At 45.1% G+C, this 17,929-nt stretch carries 15 protein-coding genes; 4 read left to right on the top strand and 11 right to left on the bottom strand.

Annotation, left to right across the window (positions count from 1 at the left end; translation table 11 throughout):
- Window positions 1-97: 97 nt before the first annotated feature.
- The 4 genes from AC0YNX_RS17930 to AC0YNX_RS17915 all read right to left on the bottom strand — a co-directional run bounded on the left by AC0YNX_RS17930 (window position 98) and on the right by AC0YNX_RS17915 (window position 6,628).
- Complete coding sequence (locus AC0YNX_RS17930; protein WP_475817070.1) at window positions 98-1,762, bottom strand: response regulator transcription factor; 1,665 nt, start codon at window positions 1,760-1,762, stop codon at window positions 98-100.
- Complete coding sequence (locus AC0YNX_RS17925) at window positions 1,763-3,484, bottom strand: sensor histidine kinase (protein ID WP_475817069.1); 1,722 nt, start codon at window positions 3,482-3,484, stop codon at window positions 1,763-1,765.
- A 1,096-nt stretch (window positions 3,485-4,580) separates the two neighbouring features.
- On the bottom strand, window positions 4,581-4,901 hold the full coding sequence (locus tag AC0YNX_RS17920; RefSeq protein ID WP_475817068.1) for an HIT domain-containing protein: 321 nt from the start codon (window positions 4,899-4,901) through the stop codon (window positions 4,581-4,583).
- A gap of 1,082 nt (window positions 4,902-5,983) precedes the next feature.
- Window positions 5,984-6,628: a DUF6199 family natural product biosynthesis protein gene (locus AC0YNX_RS17915; protein ID WP_475817067.1), complete on the bottom strand. Its 645-nt coding sequence runs from the start codon at window positions 6,626-6,628 to the stop codon at window positions 5,984-5,986.
- 331 nt (window positions 6,629-6,959) lie between these two features.
- Here AC0YNX_RS17915 and AC0YNX_RS17910 point away from each other — a divergent pair, with 331 nt between their 5' ends.
- Window positions 6,960-7,490 carry a GNAT family N-acetyltransferase gene (locus AC0YNX_RS17910; protein WP_475817066.1) on the top strand — a complete coding sequence of 177 codons (531 nt, stop codon included), beginning with the start codon at window positions 6,960-6,962 and terminating at the stop codon, window positions 7,488-7,490.
- Window positions 7,491-8,294: 804 nt separating this feature from the next.
- On the opposite strand, the gene AC0YNX_RS17905 is transcribed toward AC0YNX_RS17910, so the two are convergent.
- Entirely contained in the window at window positions 8,295-9,791 is a 1,497-nt protein-coding gene (locus tag AC0YNX_RS17905; RefSeq protein ID WP_475817065.1) for an amidase family protein, read from the bottom strand.
- Between the two features lie 134 nt (window positions 9,792-9,925).
- Window positions 9,926-10,753: a PPK2 family polyphosphate kinase gene (locus AC0YNX_RS17900; protein WP_475817064.1), complete on the bottom strand. Its 828-nt coding sequence runs from the start codon at window positions 10,751-10,753 to the stop codon at window positions 9,926-9,928.
- A gap of 591 nt (window positions 10,754-11,344) precedes the next feature.
- On the opposite strand from AC0YNX_RS17900, the gene AC0YNX_RS17895 reads away from it, so the two are divergent.
- The 3 genes from AC0YNX_RS17895 to AC0YNX_RS17885 all read left to right on the top strand — a co-directional run bounded on the left by AC0YNX_RS17895 (window position 11,345) and on the right by AC0YNX_RS17885 (window position 14,545).
- Window positions 11,345-12,367, top strand: coding sequence for an ABC transporter substrate-binding protein (locus AC0YNX_RS17895; RefSeq protein ID WP_475817063.1), 1,023 nt, complete (start codon window positions 11,345-11,347; stop codon window positions 12,365-12,367).
- A 70-nt stretch (window positions 12,368-12,437) separates the two neighbouring features.
- The gene (locus AC0YNX_RS17890; RefSeq protein WP_475817062.1) at window positions 12,438-13,490 is read left to right on the top strand and encodes a FecCD family ABC transporter permease; all 1,053 of its coding nucleotides are present in this window, start codon (window positions 12,438-12,440) and stop codon (window positions 13,488-13,490) included.
- On the top strand, window positions 13,490-14,545 hold the full coding sequence (locus AC0YNX_RS17885) for a FecCD family ABC transporter permease (protein WP_475817061.1): 1,056 nt from the start codon (window positions 13,490-13,492) through the stop codon (window positions 14,543-14,545). Before AC0YNX_RS17890 ends, AC0YNX_RS17885 begins: the two co-directional genes overlap by 1 nt.
- 85 nt (window positions 14,546-14,630) lie before the next feature.
- Here the strand turns inward: AC0YNX_RS17885 and AC0YNX_RS17880 are convergent, their stop codons facing one another.
- The 5 genes from AC0YNX_RS17880 to AC0YNX_RS17860 all read right to left on the bottom strand — a co-directional run bounded on the left by AC0YNX_RS17880 (window position 14,631) and on the right by AC0YNX_RS17860 (window position 17,876).
- On the bottom strand, window positions 14,631-15,032 hold the full coding sequence (locus AC0YNX_RS17880; protein ID WP_475817060.1) for a hypothetical protein: 402 nt from the start codon (window positions 15,030-15,032) through the stop codon (window positions 14,631-14,633).
- Window positions 15,033-15,155: 123 nt separating this feature from the next.
- Entirely contained in the window at window positions 15,156-16,175 is a 1,020-nt protein-coding gene (locus AC0YNX_RS17875; protein WP_475817059.1) for a potassium channel family protein, read from the bottom strand.
- A gap of 81 nt (window positions 16,176-16,256) precedes the next feature.
- Window positions 16,257-16,484, bottom strand: coding sequence for a GNAT family N-acetyltransferase (locus AC0YNX_RS17870; protein WP_475817058.1), 228 nt, complete (start codon window positions 16,482-16,484; stop codon window positions 16,257-16,259).
- A gap of 6 nt (window positions 16,485-16,490) precedes the next feature.
- Window positions 16,491-16,973 carry a DinB family protein gene (locus tag AC0YNX_RS17865; RefSeq protein ID WP_475817057.1) on the bottom strand — a complete coding sequence of 161 codons (483 nt, stop codon included), beginning with the start codon at window positions 16,971-16,973 and terminating at the stop codon, window positions 16,491-16,493.
- Between the two features lie 30 nt (window positions 16,974-17,003).
- Window positions 17,004-17,876: a YwqG family protein gene (locus AC0YNX_RS17860; protein ID WP_475817056.1), complete on the bottom strand. Its 873-nt coding sequence runs from the start codon at window positions 17,874-17,876 to the stop codon at window positions 17,004-17,006.
- Window positions 17,877-17,929 lie beyond the last annotated feature (53 nt).

Raw genomic sequence — 17,929 nt, 5'->3', positions numbered from 1 at the left:
GTAATAGGTTTAGAGAAGAGTATATCTCTCGTTCTCGATTATAAATCTAGGCTCGGGCAGCGAATACGCCATACATATCCACATCGTTAGCATTTATCTACTTGTTGCTTATGCTAGGCTTCATGGTGGACTCCCGATACTCTTGGGGGGTGATTCCTGTCGCTTTCTTGAAAAACCGAGTAAAGCAAGGCGCAGAGAAATAACCAACATGCTCGGCGATCTCGTGTACTCTCAGCTTGTTCTGTGCGAGTAATTCCTTCACCTTGCTGAGCTTCACCTCCGAGATGTAATCGGAGAGATTCGATCCAGTCACTTGCTTGAACAAGCGTGACAGATATTTGGGGTTGAAATAGACCAAGTCTGCGAGACTGCTAAGCGAGAGATCTCCCCCGGGATGCTCCTGGATATGCTGTTGCACCTTCAGCATCGATGCCACAGATCTCTTCTCCATATCGATATTTTGCAGCTCCAAGATGCGGACAGCCAGCTGCTCGAAGTAATGATAGGCTTCTTCAAGTGATCCGTGTCGCTCGAACCTGGTCAGCTTGTCATAATCTGCTGAAGAATCCTCCCATATGCCATGCCGATTCAAATACGACAGGAATAACAGAGACAGGGAATAGAAGATCTCGGCGGACACCGCAGCGCTGCCTTCCTTGTAGGCGAGAGCCATCCGAATGTCCTGGAAGGTCTGAAGGAAAGCGTCTCTCTTGCCTTGTTCCAGATACGTTTCTAGCGATTCCAGCTTCTTAAGTTGAAGTTTGACGCTATGGACTGCGCCCGCAACAGGAGCTCGGCTGCCAATCTCGACAACCAACTCTTTGTCATCTACCAGCACGGCCTCCATGCCGGTTTCGCTGCAGGAATTAAGGACGCCTCTAAGATTGGTAAATCGCTCGGCTATGCCCGTCCATGATTCAGATGCTCCGGAAATGACGAACGAAACGTTCAATTGCAGCGTTTCCCTGCATACGGCCTGAACGGATTCCAGAATGCCCCTGAAATGAGCGATTGTGTGCTTGCCTTCGGTGCTCGCTTCCCCGTCCGTTTCTTCTTGCACGATCCACAGCAAATAATTGCGATAAACGGAGAACGCGATGTTCGCATAAGGAGATAGATGCTTATCCAAGATATAATTAATCGCGTAATGATTGGTCTTATCCTGCGATCCTCCCAGATGTTGCGCTCCCCCCGCGATGGCGAGCCCCGCGATTAGGATGACCTGCGAACCCGCCTGCAGCGGCAGCTCAAGGTCATTCAACTGCTGCTGGCTTACAGCTGGAGAAATCCCTGCGGAAAGCTCGTTCAGAAACTCCTTTTGCAAGACAGGCATTGCCTTCTCCAGTCGGAACTTGGCCTTCTGAACCCATTCTTCATCGATCATGCTTTGGCTGATCTGCTCCAAACAATCGCCGACCGTCTCCGCGATCTTCTCGTAGCTCTCGGTCTTCAGCAAATAGTGGACACCTTCGAACTGCATCGCTTGATAGATATAATCGAACTCGTTATAGCCCGTCAAAAAAATCACCTTACAGTCCGGCCAGTTCTTGCGGATTCGTTGCAACAGTTGCAATCCATCTATGCCGGGCATCCTGATATCCGTAATGACAACGTCGATCCGCTTCTTCATGAACCATTCCAACGCTTCCGCACCTGAATACGCTTTGAAGACATCGACGGAATAACGATCCCATTCCTTGAACATTTCATACAATCCGTCAACGATAATCGCTTCATCATCCACGACCAGCAGTTTATACATTCAGCTTCCTCCGTTCAGCTTTAATCGTATGACGACTTGAAGCCCGCCTAGCTCGTTGCAGGATATACGAAGGCCGCTGTCTTCTCCAAACTTCAATTGCAGCCTCTTATGAATGTTCACAATCCCAGTCGTTTCTTCGACATACTCGTTGTTCCTTAGCACATTCTGCAGCGCCATTAAATGATCAGCAGACATTCCGTTCCCATTATCATTGATGACAATGCTCAACTCATCGCTTTCTTCCAGGAACTGTATAGTCAGCAGCCCTTTCTCGACTTTATCTTCGAGCCCGTACTTGAACGAATTCTCAATAATCGGTTGAACGATCAATCGGGGAACCGCTACGGCTGCGAAGCGAGCGGGAATCTCATCGAACTCGATGGTGATGCGTCTGGAAAACCTCAAAGCTTGGATATTGGTGTAGGTGCGAGCATGTTCGATTTCTTTGTACAGGGGGACTTCTTCCTCGGCATTCCGAGTGATGAACTTGAAGTAACCGCCTAGCTGCTGAAGAAACCTCATCGTGCTCTCGTAATCCTCCGCACGAACGATTGAATAGAGAACGAAAAAGGTGTTGTAGAGAAAGTGGGGATTAATCTGCGCCTGAAGCTGCTTTAACTGAGCGTTCTGAATTAGGATTTTCTGCTTATACGTCTGATCGATCAGCGTATCCAGGTTCTCGACCATCACATTGAACCGTTGGTACAGATATTTGAATTCGTCGTTGTGTCGATGCTTGATATAGATCTTCAAGTCGCCTCGCTCGACATTTTTAAACGCTTTCACAAGATTACGGAGTGGTTTGTGAATGAAATTGTAAATGGAGAATGAGAAGAGCAGCACGAAAACCAATGCGATCAACGCAACCGTCCACAACCAGAATTGATAATGGTTCACCTTGCTGAACATAACGCTTTCGGGAATATAACGTGCGACACTGAGACCGAGGTAATCTGAGGTCGCGTAGACGACCATATATTTCTTGCCATCTGTCGCTTCGTCGTAGACGCCGTTCTTCGATCCATCCAGGTTTCGTATCAGCAGTTCACTCACACCAACCTTCGCGCCATCCCCGTCACGCTTGACAAGCAAGAAGCTTCCATCCTTGTTCGTCATTAGAGTCGCGCTGTTGTCATACGTGTTGAACTGCGCCAAATCGTCCTCAAATACATCTGTCCGCAGCTTGATATGGATCATGTAGACGATGTTCTTCGTGCTCTGTTTCACTGTCATCGGATACGTGGCATTCAAATATAAACTGCCTTGCTGCAGGATCATCTGAGATTCGGGTGCTGTAAAATTCCGACTGACTTCTTGTCCACCATCTTCCGGAATGATTGGCACGATCCCCTGGTTGGCCGAAACCGTCAGATTCAAGGAAACGATGCTCGCGTTCACATCGTCGATATAGGGGCTGCTTCTCTTAATGGCGATCAGCCGCCTTTGCAGCCGAAGCATCGCTTGCGATTTCTCGTACTTATTCATAAGTTCCGAGGCGAGCGCAAGGTCGTTCAAGTCTTCGTCAGAAATACATTCATACTGTAATAACTTGATTCTCTGAATCTCCGTATCCAGTCGTTTCAAGTAGAAGGACGATTGAGCAATCACGGAGTTGTTAATCTCGTTCTTGATCGCTCCGACGCCCCAATTGTAAATACTGACCCCGATCGCAAAAATCGGAATCATGATAACCAGGAACATCAAGAGCAGTCTTAAGAACACGGAGTTATTCCATTTGTTTCTCAGGTGCCATGCCTCCTCGTGCTATCTCCGATGAAAAGTCGCTCAGGACTCCTCAGATAGTCATGATGATGTTGTTGTTGAAGCATACGTCAGATTATAGGAAGTTCATGGGGGTTTGAATATGTAACAGATTTATAATTTGGTGCACTATTCGATACTGAATGCGAGGGGAGGAGTGGTTGATAGAGAATAGAAAAAAAGCTGTTCCCTTGGGGAACAGCTTCGGAGTATCGAGAAACCTCGGGTTTGGGGAAGCTGAGAGTACAATTTTCGAACTCTCAGACTGGGATGCAGCCGATTTCGGCACCATGGGGAAGCTGAGAGTGCAATTTTTGAACTCTCAGCAAGAAAATCGGCTGATTACTGCTCTGAGAGTACAATTTTCGAACTCTCAGACTGGGATACAGCCGATTTCAGCACCATGGGGAAGCTGAGAGTGTAATTTTTGAACTCTCAGCAAGAAAATCGGCTGATTGCTGCTCTGAGAGTACAATTTTCGAACTCTCAGACTGGGATGCAGCCGATTTCGGCACCATGGGGAAGCTGAGAGTGCAATTTTTGAACTCTCAGCAAGAAAATCAGCTGATTGCTGCTCTGAGAGTACAATTTTCGAACTCTCAGACTGTCGAGACTTTCTCAACAGCGAGATTCTTTTTTTGATTTTGCTATTTGCCGCGTTTAATAAACCGCGCTATCACAAATGTATATACACACCAAGCAATAACGCCTAATAACAACAAACCTACCAGAACGGAAACAAATATATTGATAATGTGTTTAACGCTATCGCTCTCAATAGCGCCAAGCATTACCAATACCATTAATAGAAGAAAGCCCAAGATAATGTACGACAATCCATTAACCACAATCTTAATCATGTTCTTCTTCGTAAACGTTAGCTTATTCACAGGCGATGTAACCTCCGATTTGAGCGTCTAATCAACGAATCTCTTCTCACTATATTCGAGAAAGCATTAGACAATCCTGCCGGTTCGTTGAACGAAAAAAAGGAACAGTTGCCATTGCAAACTGCTCCTTATCATTCAGCTATCGTTCCTCGTTCGTATTATTAGTATTATTCCCATCCCTTGATATGGTAATGGAGGTGAAACACGTCCTGTCCGCCTTTTTCTCGGCAATTCGTATTCATACTCATTCCATCGAGGTTGAATTTGCGGTACATTTGCTGTGCAATCTTGTGAATGCGTGCAATAACAGGCAAGTCTGATTCTTCTACGTCCATCACGGTTGGAATATGTTTTTTGGGGACGGCTAATAAGTGGATAGGGGCGCTGGGGTCTTTACAATGAAATACGATGACTTGTTCATCCTCATACTCCACTCTCGATGGAAGTTTTCTGTCGATAATGTTACAAAAGACGCAGTTCGACTCCATTTTTCTCACGCCTCCATTTCATTCGATTAATCTCCAATTAGAAACTCAATACTTAATTACTAATCCGATCTGTTGGACTATATACCAAATTTTCACTTTCGAGTTGCGGTATTCTATACTTCCCAATATACAGAAGAAATTCGCTAATAGTTATTGTAGGGTCATAAAAAAACAAGGTTTAGCTTGTTGTGTTCTCTATTAATTGAACGACATACATAAATTAATTGCCCCGATAATTATCATTACAACTCCTAATAGTCCAATAAGCAATGCCCATATTCGAGAATTCGTAAATGCCAAATCATAAAACAAATCATGAATTGCCTCAAAAACGGTTACCCAAAATGTTTCAGGATTACTTTTCTTCCAAAGGTAACGAGCAAACAAAAGCAATAAAACTCCAATTATCAGTATTACAATTCCATTCAACAAAATGAGCTCAGCCCCGCCTTTAACCTATACAAATCTTAGTACCATTATGACCTTTATGATTGCTCAATTAAACTGCTCGTTAGCTCAAAAGGCTACCGAAAATCGGCAGCCTTTTGTTGTGCTATTGCCATTTGTTCAGTGGTTCGCTTACCTAATAAGGCGTTGAGTTAAGTTTTCCAATCAACCCACATTTGAGGTTTCTTTTAAAGATTATGTCTTCTAAACAATCTCTTGATTGTACTATTAAAGGTACTTTCAATCTGCTTAGCATATTTAATAACAAAGATTAAGAATATGATCTCCAATAGATCACTTATTACTTTTTGATATCCGTCATCCTTATAAACATTAAATTCTTTTCTGAAATATAAAACAAAAAAAGAAATAACCGTAATGAGTACACAGATAATGCGGATTGTTTTTAGAGACTTTTTATTCTTAATGATTCTATCGAAAAGCCAGATTGAAATGGTCATAAATATTAGTGGAGAAAGAAACATAATATTTTCAATATGCTTATGAAAGTAATGTATCATTTCGCTCCTACTACTCACTTCTCTGATTTATTATCTTTCTCGTTACCGTGTTTAAAATTCCCTGTTATCTTAGCCATTACCAATTACCAGACGGCGTAGCAGGCCTGCATGCGCCTAGTAAGCTTTGAAAGCGATGAAAATCGAACCGATCATCACGACAATACCGCCGACCTTGCTCATGAAATAATAGAAGTCGCTCGGCTCGGGGTTCTCGTACATGAGCCGCTGCGGAGATAGACGGAACATTAAATCTTGGAAGCCTTGGTACCGGAAGCTGCACCAGCCAAAGATCAACAGGCCGAGGGCAAGATACAGAAACCCGGGCATGCCTCGATTGACATGGTAATCGGGGTAAGCCGCGCTTACGAGCGCCGACGGCGGAAAATCTTCTTCCCCTTCCTGCTTGATCCGCTCGCCGTTGGCGTACGCCTGAATAGCCATTACGATATTGCCTTTGTCATCGTAACTTAAGAGCATGCCGTTATTATCCTCGACGCTGTAGACATGGCCGTTCGGATAGGTCACGTGGAACTTGGTCGAGTAAGGGACGCTTTTGTCCGCAATCACATAGGACTGTGCGCCGATGATCACCATGCGGTGCAGCTCGTCGTCGGTGCGTACTTGAACGGGACCGGCCGTGCTGCTGTTATAGGTGACGAGACGGTCTTGCTCACCTGCGAATTTATACGTATCCTCGTACAGGTAGAAGACGCGGTCCGTGAAATAGGGCTTCGACAAGACGCCCGTCAAGACGGACACGAGAAGCACGGAGACGAAGAAAATAGAACCAGGCGTTTTTATTATTCGGAATAAAGCCGCTCGGGTAGAAATATGCGCTCATCCTTTCTGCTTTATCCCTTTTACGTCCTTATGAGAGAGGTGGTTGCACGCATTTATGAAAGGATATGACGTGCTGAGGGCAGCTGTTTTGTTTTTGAACAAAAGTCTTTCGTTCGGCGTTTCTTTCAGTTCGATGGCAATCTATTAACTCGACCATAAGCTACTTGCATTCAACACCGAAACTAGGCGAAAATATACGTAAAGCTTACTGAAAGAAGGCATACACTTGAACAATAAATCGAAAATTGTGATGAGAGCGCTACAACCCGAATGGATCGAGGATATAAGTATAACAAACGAGCCGTTTCATCTGTTCGGAAGAATTGTTCCCCAGTTGCAGAACGGAGCATGGACCTACGAGGAACTCCTATTTGATGAATCTAAGGAAACCTGCTTCCCAGAGGATCGATTGAACTGGAACGACTACATTGGCCAGGAGAACAAAGCATTGTTCTTGGCCTATGACGGCCAGTCGTGTGTCGGACAAATCCGGATTGTTCGCGATTGGACCCGATTCGCTTATATCGAGAACATCGCAACGGTTCAAGCTTACCGGCGGTCAGGAGTCGGCAAGATGCTGCTGGACCAGGCAGAAGCATGGGCCAAGGACAAGCAACTGATCGGTTTGTCCCTTGAAGCGCAGGACGACAATCTCGCGGCGTGCCGCTTTTATGCCAAATACGGTTTCGTTCTCGGCGGCGTGGACACACTTAAGCAGACAGGAAATCCCAACATCGGTACAACTCTATATTGGTACAGAATCTTCGGTCAGGAATGCTAGGGTAACAGAAAGAACAAGACAACTTATTCATGTTTATTGAGATTCCTCGGTAGAATAACTTGATTTCTTCATACGCATTGAGGATATGAAATACAAGATAATGACTATGCAAAAGAGGTTAAAGATACTTGGTATCGATGCAACCCCCAAATAAAGACAATACGGAAATGACCAGATAAACACGATAATCATTAACATTCGAATTCTCATTAGTGATGCTAAAATTCCTAGACAAGCCGGGAAAATCAACATTATTAGTATGATTAGAATTGTATCTTTGCCCAATGGTGTCCCTGAATACAGGTTCAAAAAAAAGAGAGTCGCACATAAAAAAATGCACATGGCTGAAGCAATTATACCTGTATAGGATTTTTTCAAGACTAGCCCCTCGCCTCCATTTTACAAATATGCCCATATTTACAGACGTGAATGCTCAACATAAAGTTGCGCTATTCTGCCCGTTAGGCAACATGCTGCCGGATATCTACCTACCTCATGTCCTTTCTTATAAACCAAAAAAAGCTATCCTGAAATTCGGATAGCTACTGCGGCAGACTTATATTTTGCATAGCCTCTGCTTCTATTTATTTCAACATTATGGTAAATGAGAAATTCCTCTCCCCATCCAACTCGTTCCTTTAGTTCAAGAAATTCCTCATGTGTCAAAATAAATCGCTCCCATTACCGATTATGCTGCAGCCTGCAAGCGATATCCCGACGGAAAATGTTCATTTTGACTGGGACATCATCGCAGAGCAAAAACGAGATAATCTCATGACAGAGATGATCTCGTTTCGTTTATATTTAATCTGACGGATCATTTTTCGCAATAAAGCTCTTCAAAGACGGCGGCCGCCGAAATTTGGTCCCCTGTTCGAACGCATAGGCGAGACGAATCAGCGTCGGTTCCTCGTAGGCTCCCGCCGTAAACGCGACGCCGAACGGGGGGCCAGCTGCCGTATAACCTGCCGGTACGGCCACGGAAGGATAACCCGCTCGGGCTGCTAACCGCGAACCGAAATCCGCCGGGAACAGAAGCGCATCCAAGGTGTGTTTCTTCATCGTAGCGTCGATGCCTTCATCCTTGCACAAGCGGATATCCGTGGCGCGGTCTCGCAGATAGCGAACATCGGTCAAAGACCCGGATGAATGGAATTCTGCGTTGATCAGCGTCTTCTGCCCGTATTTCAACGTCTCGACCGGATGCTCGTTGTTGAACGAGATGATGTCCTTCAGCGTCCGCATCGGTGTGCCCGGACCGCGCTTCGAGAGATAGGCGTTCAGCGAGACTTTGAATTCATTCAGCAGCACGGTCGAATAGGCGATGGTCCGCGCCGTCACGATATTCGCCGGATCGACGATCGTCGCTCCCATGTCGCGCATAATCCCGACCGCCCGATCGAAGATCGCCAACTGCTCATCGGTCAGCTCTTCGAAGTAGTAGTCACGCGGGATGCCGATGCGGGCGCCTTTCAACCCGTCCGGATCGAGGAACGCGGAATAGTCCGCCGGCTGTTTGCCGATGCCGCCTCCCATCGCCGCGTCGCGCTCGTCATAACCCGCCATCGCTTGCAGCATAATCACTGCGTCCGTAATACTCCGTGCCATCGGGCCCGGTGTATCCTGCGTGTTGGACAGCGGGAGAATACCCGTCCGGCTCAGCAGGCCGACCGTCGGCTTGATGCCGACAACCGAACAGAGGTTGCTAGGGTTCAGAATCGAGCCCGATGTCTCCGTTCCGACGGCTGCCGCGCAGAAATTCGCCGCAACCGCGACGCCCGATCCGGCGCTCGATCCTCCAGTCGGCGTCGATATATTGTAAGGATTCATCACCTGACCGCCCCGGGAGCTGTACCCGGAGGGCATGCCTTCCGTCATCATGTTGGCGAATTCCGTCATGTTCGCCTTGCCCAGGATGACCGCTCCCGCTTCCCGCAGCCTCTTCACGATGAACGCATCCTCAGAGGCAAAGCTGTCGGCAAGCGCTAGCGAACCGGCGCTCGTCGGCATTTTGTCTCCGGTGTCGACATTGTCCTTCAGCAGAACGGGAATGCCGTGCAGCGGACCTCTTGGTCCTGTCGTTTCTCGTTCCCGATCCATCGCTTCGGCGATGAACAACGCGTCGGGATTGATGGCGAGCACTGAATTGAGCAGCAGTCCGCTCTTGTCATGGTCTGCAATCCTGCTCATGTACATCAAAACCAATTGCTTGGATGTTAGCTCACCCGAAGCAAACGCCGCTTGCATATCCGAGATTGCCGCTTCTTCAATGTCGAATGCCACACCCATCACCCTTTCCATTTAGTCCCATCTTATAATAATTTGCTAAGCTTGTCCGATAAATTTAATTCAAACTAAAAGAGCCCGCTCATGGTGCTCATGGCAGGCTCATCTGGAACAATCGCGAAAAGTTAACGTATCGTGCAAAGCTTTTATTAAGATAAGGAGGCGCTCGATTGAAGTTGCTCCAGAAGCTTTCGTGTCTCGATGTTCGGTTCAGGATAAGAGAGGTCCAGCTTCTCCATGGAACTTACTATAGTCCGAAGCACCAAGTAGTCGCGGAACCAGCGTACATTGGCTGGGACGATATGCCACGGAGCGTGATTGGTTGCCGTATTTCGGAAGGCATCTTCGTATGCGTCAATATATGAATCCCAGTAATGCCGCTCCTTGAGATCACTTGGATCAAATTTCCATAGTTTCTCTGGGTTGCTCAGCCGTTCTCGGATTTTCTTGAGTTGAAATTCAGGTGAAATATGGAGGAAAATTTTGATCAGCAATACGCCATTGTTCGTTAGAAGTTTCTCGAAATGCCGAATATGCTTCATCCGAGTTGCTGCTTCCTCGTCCTGAATCGAGCCGTGCACCCGGGTAATGAGCACATCCTCATAATAAGAACGATTAAATGAAGTGATATAGCCTTTGGCAGGGACAACCTTATGCGTTCTCCATAAGAAATCATGAGCAGACTCTTCAAGAGACGGTTTCTTAAAACTCTCCGCTCGAAAGCCCTGAGGATTCAGGTTGGACAGTACCTTCTTGATGACGCCGTCCTTCCCACTGCAATCCATTCCTTGGAACAAAACGAGTACACCATTTGTCTTCGAAGCAAACAACTTGTCCTGCAGATTGCGAAGCTTCCGTTCCATCTGATCAAACTCATCTTGAATCTCTTCTTTGCTTACAATGCCTCCTGTATCGTTCGGATCGAAGTGGCTCAGACCATGCTTGACTGCTTTGGTCAACCGATAATTTTTCAACATAAGACACCTCCTCAGATATTCGAAATGATAGCATCATAACCCTCATGTTCAATAAGCTTTCCAAAGCTTTTTTTAGATAATTATCCCACAGTTCGCATGTAGGTATTCAGCGATGATGAGCAGACCTATTTCATTTTGATTCTGTTATTTTAAATATCCCATTTCCTTTACTTATGTAATTTCCTTCAAGCCAGTCCACCTCTACGGATATAGGAGTTAATACACAACTAAACTTTTAACCGTAACATCTCCTGAATTCTGAAATTCAATGTCATATCCCTGTTGACCAATAGAATTGATTTTCGGTATCATCGATAGTTTCCAATGTTCTAACCTTCATCTTCGTTAACTCTATATTTACAGCCCGAACCTTTAATCAGGATCCAAATATGGAAAATCAATACTCGATTATACGCTCCAAAATCTGGGTAGTTGCGTTCTCCTACTCTTTTACGCAAAGAAGGCTGCCGGATTTGTCGGTTGAATCCGAATTGAAAGAAAGTATTGACAATTAATGCTGATGTCTATAAAATTCTGAAAAGAATATGATATTGATAATCATTATCAGCAAATTAAAGCAGGAGGAAAAGAATGAAGAAAAGTATGAGTAAGATTATAGGTCTCGGATTAATTCTGTGTATGATGGCAGGTTGTTCACAAAAGGCTTCAGAAAACAAGGTTTCAGAAAACAAGAATGTAGAAACGTCCGGAGCGGAGTCAACTTCTGAAAACAAAAATGCCGAAACAGCGTCAACTGCCGAAAGCGCGTGGCCGAGAACGATCACGGATGATTTTGGACATACCGTTACTTTTGAGAAGGCCCCTGAAAGAATAATTCCGGCTTATTTCGGACACATAGAAACACTCATAGCGCTTGGTGTGCCGCCGATTGCAGCACCAAGAGCAAAGTCGTTTGTTATGACTAGAGAAGCGCTCAAGCCGATGGCAGATAAACTGAACATCACAGAATTGGGTGACTCACAAGACTATGAGCAAATGTTGGAAGTCTCTCCAGATTTGATTGTAGCAACAGGTAATGATAATGCTGATTATGAAGCATACCATAAGGTTGCACCAACACTGATCTTTGACTCTAAAACTTGGCAAGAACTTTTAAACGACTACGCTAAGGTCCTGGGCAAAGAGAAAGAAGCTGCGGCAATCATCGACGATCTAGAAAGCTTAATAACGGAATCCCGTGAAAAGTTGGCTCCATACATGGACAAAACATCTGTTGTTATGGCCGACCAGGGTAATAATACCTTTGGCCTTGTTGGCTCCGGTCCTACTGATCGAACCGCATGGTTTGATAAGACTGCAGGGTTTGGCTTGACCCCTCCGAAAGGTTACCCTCAGGAATACACCCAGGTATCACTAGAAGGATTGGCAGAATTGGATCCGGATTACATTTTCTTAGATAATATTGACGGTGCGGAGAAAGACAATTATGCGCCAACCTGGCTTATGCCTGGTACAGCGGACACTACAATTTGGAAGAATTTGAAGGCTGTTAAAGCTAATCATGTTTTCAATCTTCCTCCTGGCTCTATGTCAGGTGCCCCACTAAGCCAGAAGCTTGCTATAGAAAAAGTGGTAGAGAGCATTGTTAAATAGAGAATAAAACCGCATAAGAAATCGGGCCGACTCTACCAGTCTCCCGATTTCTTGTGTTATATCCAGTAGAATGAGGGCGTTCAGTTTGGTTTCTAAATCCGTTGCTACATCTTCCGTCATTCATAATAAAAATGGAATGACGGCTTTACTTATTATGCTTGTTGGGAGTATCGCGCTGCTAATGTTGATGGCATTTTCTGTTACACAGGGAGCCAAAAATATTCCGCTTTCAATGATCTGGGAAGCTATCTTCCACCTTGACCGCAACAATATGTCACACATCATCATTGTAGACGTACGCCTCCCCCGTGTGCTTGCTAGCGCTCTTGTCGGCTCTGCTTTTGCAGTTTCAGGCGCAGTCATGCAAGGCGTAACACGCAATCCCATGGCTGATTCCGGACTCTTGGGTCTTAATGCCGGCGCTGGCTTGGCTCTGTCCGTTTGTTTCGCGTTTTTTCCGCAAATTGGATACAGTAATATCATTGTTTTTTCCTTTATCGGTGCATCGATCGCCTACTTAATGGTCAACGGAATCGCTATGTTTCGCCGCAGTGCTGCAGCGCCCATGCGTATCGTGCTGGCAGGCGCAGCTGTCGGTGCTTTGTTTACCGCGCTAAGCCAAGGCATTGCGCTTTATAACAAAGTTGCGCAAAACATCATGTTCTGGATGGCGGGCGGTATTGCTGGTGTCACGTGGGAACAGGTTATTCTCATGTCTCCCTGGATCTGCATCGCATTGATTAGTGCTATTGTCCTTTCTCGGTATATAACGCTCCTTAATCTGGGAGAAGATGTTGCAAAGGGCTTGGGCTTAAATACGAAGCTGATAAGCTTGCTATGCACACTGACTGTGCTTGTTCTAGCCGGAACCTCGGTATCAGCTGTAGGCGCGGTAGGTTTCGTGGGGTTGGTCGTACCACATGTAACAAGATTTCTGGTAGGCGTTGATTATCGCTCGATTATACCTGCATCGGCCGTATTAGGAGCAATCCTGATGGTGAGCGCGGATTTGGGTGCGCGTATGTTAAACCCACCGTTTGAAACACCTATTGGTGTGTTGACTGCGCTCGTTGGCATTCCATTCTTCCTTTATTTATCGCGCAGGCAAAGGAGGGCGATATAATGGATGATCTGATCAAAAAGCATCTAGCGCACAAGAAGAAGGTGGCGTTTCGAAATATTGCGATAATTCTCCTGTGTGCGTGCGCACTTACAGTTTCCTTTATTGTTAGTATGAATACGGGTTCCGCAAAGCTCTCCGCGCTTGATACCCTGCGCACTTTATTCGGGGGAGGAACGGAGAGGGAGAATGTAATATTATTCGGTTTCCGGTTGCCGCGAATAACCTTATCCATACTTGTAGGTGCTGGACTCGCTTTATCTGGATGTACCATTCAGGGTGTAACCAAAAACGCGTTGGCGGATCCTGGGCTGCTTGGTATATCGGCAGGTGCAGGGCTAATGGTTATTCTATTTACCTTGTTTGTTGGCACGGCATCCTTCCTTTCTATATTTACTCTGCCTTTTTTAGCTTTAGTAGGTGCCGGGTTGACAGCTATTCTGATAAATGTCCTTGCTTACAAAAAAACAGATGGCATTGCGCCTATGCGATTGATATTAACAGGAATTGCAATGCAGGCGGGAATCTCTGCCCTGACCACCGTTCTAGTCATCAAGCTAAGCGAGGAACAGTACGACTTTGTAGCCGTGTGGCGGGCAGGAAATATATGGGGCAGTAACTGGAAATTTGTATTAGCCCTGCTGCCGTGGCTTCTTATCTTGATCCCCTACTTAATTTATAACTCGAGAAAACTAGATGTACTGAGCATGAGTGAAGACACCGCATACAGCGTAGGTGTTTCGGTTGTGAAACAGCACAGAAATATGTTAATGGTTTCTGTGGCTTTGGCGGCGTCCTGTGTGTCTGTCAGCGGGAGTATAAGCTTCGTGGGACTGATTGCGCCTCACCTTGCCAGACGGTTAGTAGGCTCCAGACATATTATCCTGATACCCGTGTGTGCGCTGGTTGGGGCAGTGCTAGTGTCTGTTGCGGATACGATATCCAGGGTTATTCTACCGCCTGCCGGTATCCCCACAGGAATCATTGTTGCCATTATTGGAGCACCCTATTTTCTATATCTCTTAGCTACTGAAAATCAGCGTTCGCGCAGGGGGTGACGCAGGAGCGCGCGCGCCGTCCTCATAAAATCGAAACGGCGCGACCGCGCGATGCCGCTCTTTCTTGAAATACAAGAATCAATAATTATTCTATTAATGTTATATGAATTCGATTTCCACTCCAACCATCCATTTTAGAAAGATGTACGTCATATAAGGTTTGTATGTATTTAAATTGAAAATTGTTTTTTTCTTTTTCTTCAAACGATTCCGATATGACTTCATAGAATTTTTTTATTCTATCTTCTGTTTGATTGCAATAATATACAATTTCTCTTTCAGCACCTTGAAATTGAAAAATTGTTTTATTGGGCAATTTTAGTGCATTCCCGTTCTTGTCTTTAATTTTACTTTCAGACTCGGTGGTCGTAATTAAATCCATCTTCATTCTAAAGTTAAAATTTGAGTAGTAATGGTAGATAAAAACAGTAAATGAAGTGAAAATGAAAATCACTAACAAAAAATAATATATTTTTTTAGATTTCATTGTTTAATCAAGGCATCCCCTCTTTTTATGACTTTATGTGGTTTCTCGAAACACAAAGAAAAAGACGCCTCCGAATTCGTTTCGTTGTCGTCTTTTCCAATAGTAAGCGAGTTGGGTAAAATCTCATTTCAAGCTTTTGATCTTCTGATAGGTGACTTCATCGGCTACCACATATAGCTTAGCGTCAGCAGGTATAGGCTGGTTCATCTTGCGATTAATCCCCAGGTCCCCTCTATCAGATAGCAATGTGGCACCATATTCTAATAAGCCTTGAAAAGCGTCTCTATAGGTTTTCCATTGCTTGCTAACCGGAACTTCATAGATGTCGTCCCCAACCTCGCGGTTGATCAGTTGGTTAATGATTTCCACTCCCCCTTGCTGGAGAGCTGATCTCACTGCAAGCCTGGAAACGGCGTCATGTGATAGTACGAACTCATTGACGTTGGCATATCGGAAATTTTGTATGTTTTTATCTTGCGTAATTTCGACCGTAGTATGGATACCAGGATGAAGGCGTTCAATGCTTGATGCGATTAGGAGCGTTTTCCCATCAGAAAGTGCCGGCTCGTCAATCCGCGTGTCTGCGAAGATGATAACAGCCCTAGCCGTATGAACCATTGCCCGTTCAAGTACATCTTCCATAGAGGGATCTCCACTTACAAAGTGAACGGATCGTTCATCTATGACCGGGTGCTTGCCCGATTCATCAATAATAACGATATGAGTGGAAGAAGAATACGAAAGGATCTCATTTATCGCATACTGCGCTTTCTTATTCCAGTTGATAATAATGATGTGGTCTCTTCCGTGAAAATTCAATTTTCCAGCCTCCCAGTTTCTATAGATAGTGGAAAATGAGTCTAGGATTTTGCCGATGATTAAACTAAGTATCCCAATCCCAAACACGTAAATGTACAAGGTAAATGCTTTCCCAATAAATGTTTTCGCATAATAATCGCCATAGCCTACCGTCGCCATCGTGGTCATGACCCAATACAAGGCGTTGAACCATGTTCCGAATGTGGATGGCTCTATCAGATAGGCAATGGTACCGCTGCTGAGGATAAATATCGCTGCTACGATGAACACCGTTGTTTTCGGTATTCGAAGAACTTTCATCATCGCTCGGACGATGATTGGCAAGTTGAGTCCCCCCATTCATATGATGATCTCGTGAACTTTGTGATGTCACCTCACTGATCGTCTTCACCAGATTCCTTGTAATCACTTCATTAAGCTCATGAAGTTGGTCGTTACTGGAACTTGTTTAAATCCCCATTTTTCGTAGAACATCACTTTATTATCTGCACAAAATAAATCAACGCGTTCGATGCCCTTTATTAGTGTACTATTAACGACCGTTTCGATTAGCAACCTTCCAAATCCTTGGCCTTGGTATTGCTTCAAAACAATAACGTCATATATCGTTGCTCGGAAAACGTAATCCGTCACAAATAATTAAGGTTTTTGCTTTTTCAATAACATCATTTGCCCGATATGATACGCATTATGGATGCATAAATTCGAAATGACACCCCACCATTGAGCATTGAAGTAGGATGGTATTCTTCTTTCCAGTTTTGACATCTCACAATTCGTGATAACGTCTCGCCATTCTGAGAAACCATTATTTAATCGCTGTTTCGTTTCATTCCAACCTTCTTCATTCATCTTCGTATGATCCAATTCAAATGTTTCATCATTACTAATATTAATTTCCTTAAATAGATCATCGTTAATAAACCGTCTTAGCCACATTTCATTCCAAAAAATCAGATGGTTCGCGATCTCCCAGATGGAACTTGAATTACCCTCTGTTTTCCAGATTGCTTCAACGAAAGATATATCATCTAAAATCGTATTAGACGATTTAAACCAGCTTTCATCGTTATGACATGCTGCCAACTGATCGAGTAAAACTTCCCTCACGCTAGTCATCATTTACACTCCTAGAAAGAAGATTCTTATTCACTAGCAGCACTGCATCTCGCAAACAACCCGGTCGAAACGCAGCTCCGCGAGGTCGTCCTCTCGGATCCAGAAATAAATGCGTCCGACATCTCCGAACATGATACCGGTTTTCTCTTCTTCGGAATCGATCTGAAGCAGCAGTCTCCACTTCAAAGCGGACTTAACCGCACGTTCATTCACTCCTGGGTCACTGAGCACTTCGTATGTAAGCTCTGTAGTCATAACCTCGCACGCGACTTGCATATCTCCTTGTATTTGGTCCGGATGGCCGAACAAGCGATGCACCGTATCACTGGCATTGGTCATTTCACGATACTTCTCAAGAAAGACTTCCCAGTATTTATCGAAATGTTCACGGTCTCCGTTCCATCCAAGCCCCATGCTCTCCAAATAGGCCGATTCTGATGCAGGTACTGAAAGTGTCGGCGAGAACGTTGCTTCATTCGGCCTGAAGATGGCTTCTTCCGTAAGTTCAGGCAAAGGTCTGCGAGCAAGTCTTGAAAACTCCTCGACCGGGGTAAGAATGACCCGGCAAGTGTTTGGATCATTATAGAAGTCTTCATCTTCATACATCGGATCTACCGCGTAGAAGAAAGAAAGGAGCCCTCCTTGCTGAAACAGCGTAGGATCGGGCAAATCTGCAAGATTGATTTGTGCGACGAAGGACATGTCATACTCTTTCCATTTGGGCCACTCAGCGTCAGCCGCCAAATCCGGTAGACCGCCGATTTTACTCGCACCTAAAGAGAGGTTTACGTCTTCCTCGGGTTCCAAATGAATCTGATAGGATGAAAAGATCAAGGGATCGAATCGGTCTTTGTACGCTTCAAGGCCGGACGAAACTAGCAGATCGAGAATTTCATTCTTCTTCATACATACCTCCATTAAATGTCCTTTTTCAATTAATAATGAGTATGTCTCCCAGC

This window comes from Paenibacillus sp. J31R98, assembly GCF_056269245.1.
This window is presented reverse-complemented; position numbering and strand designations above follow the sequence as displayed.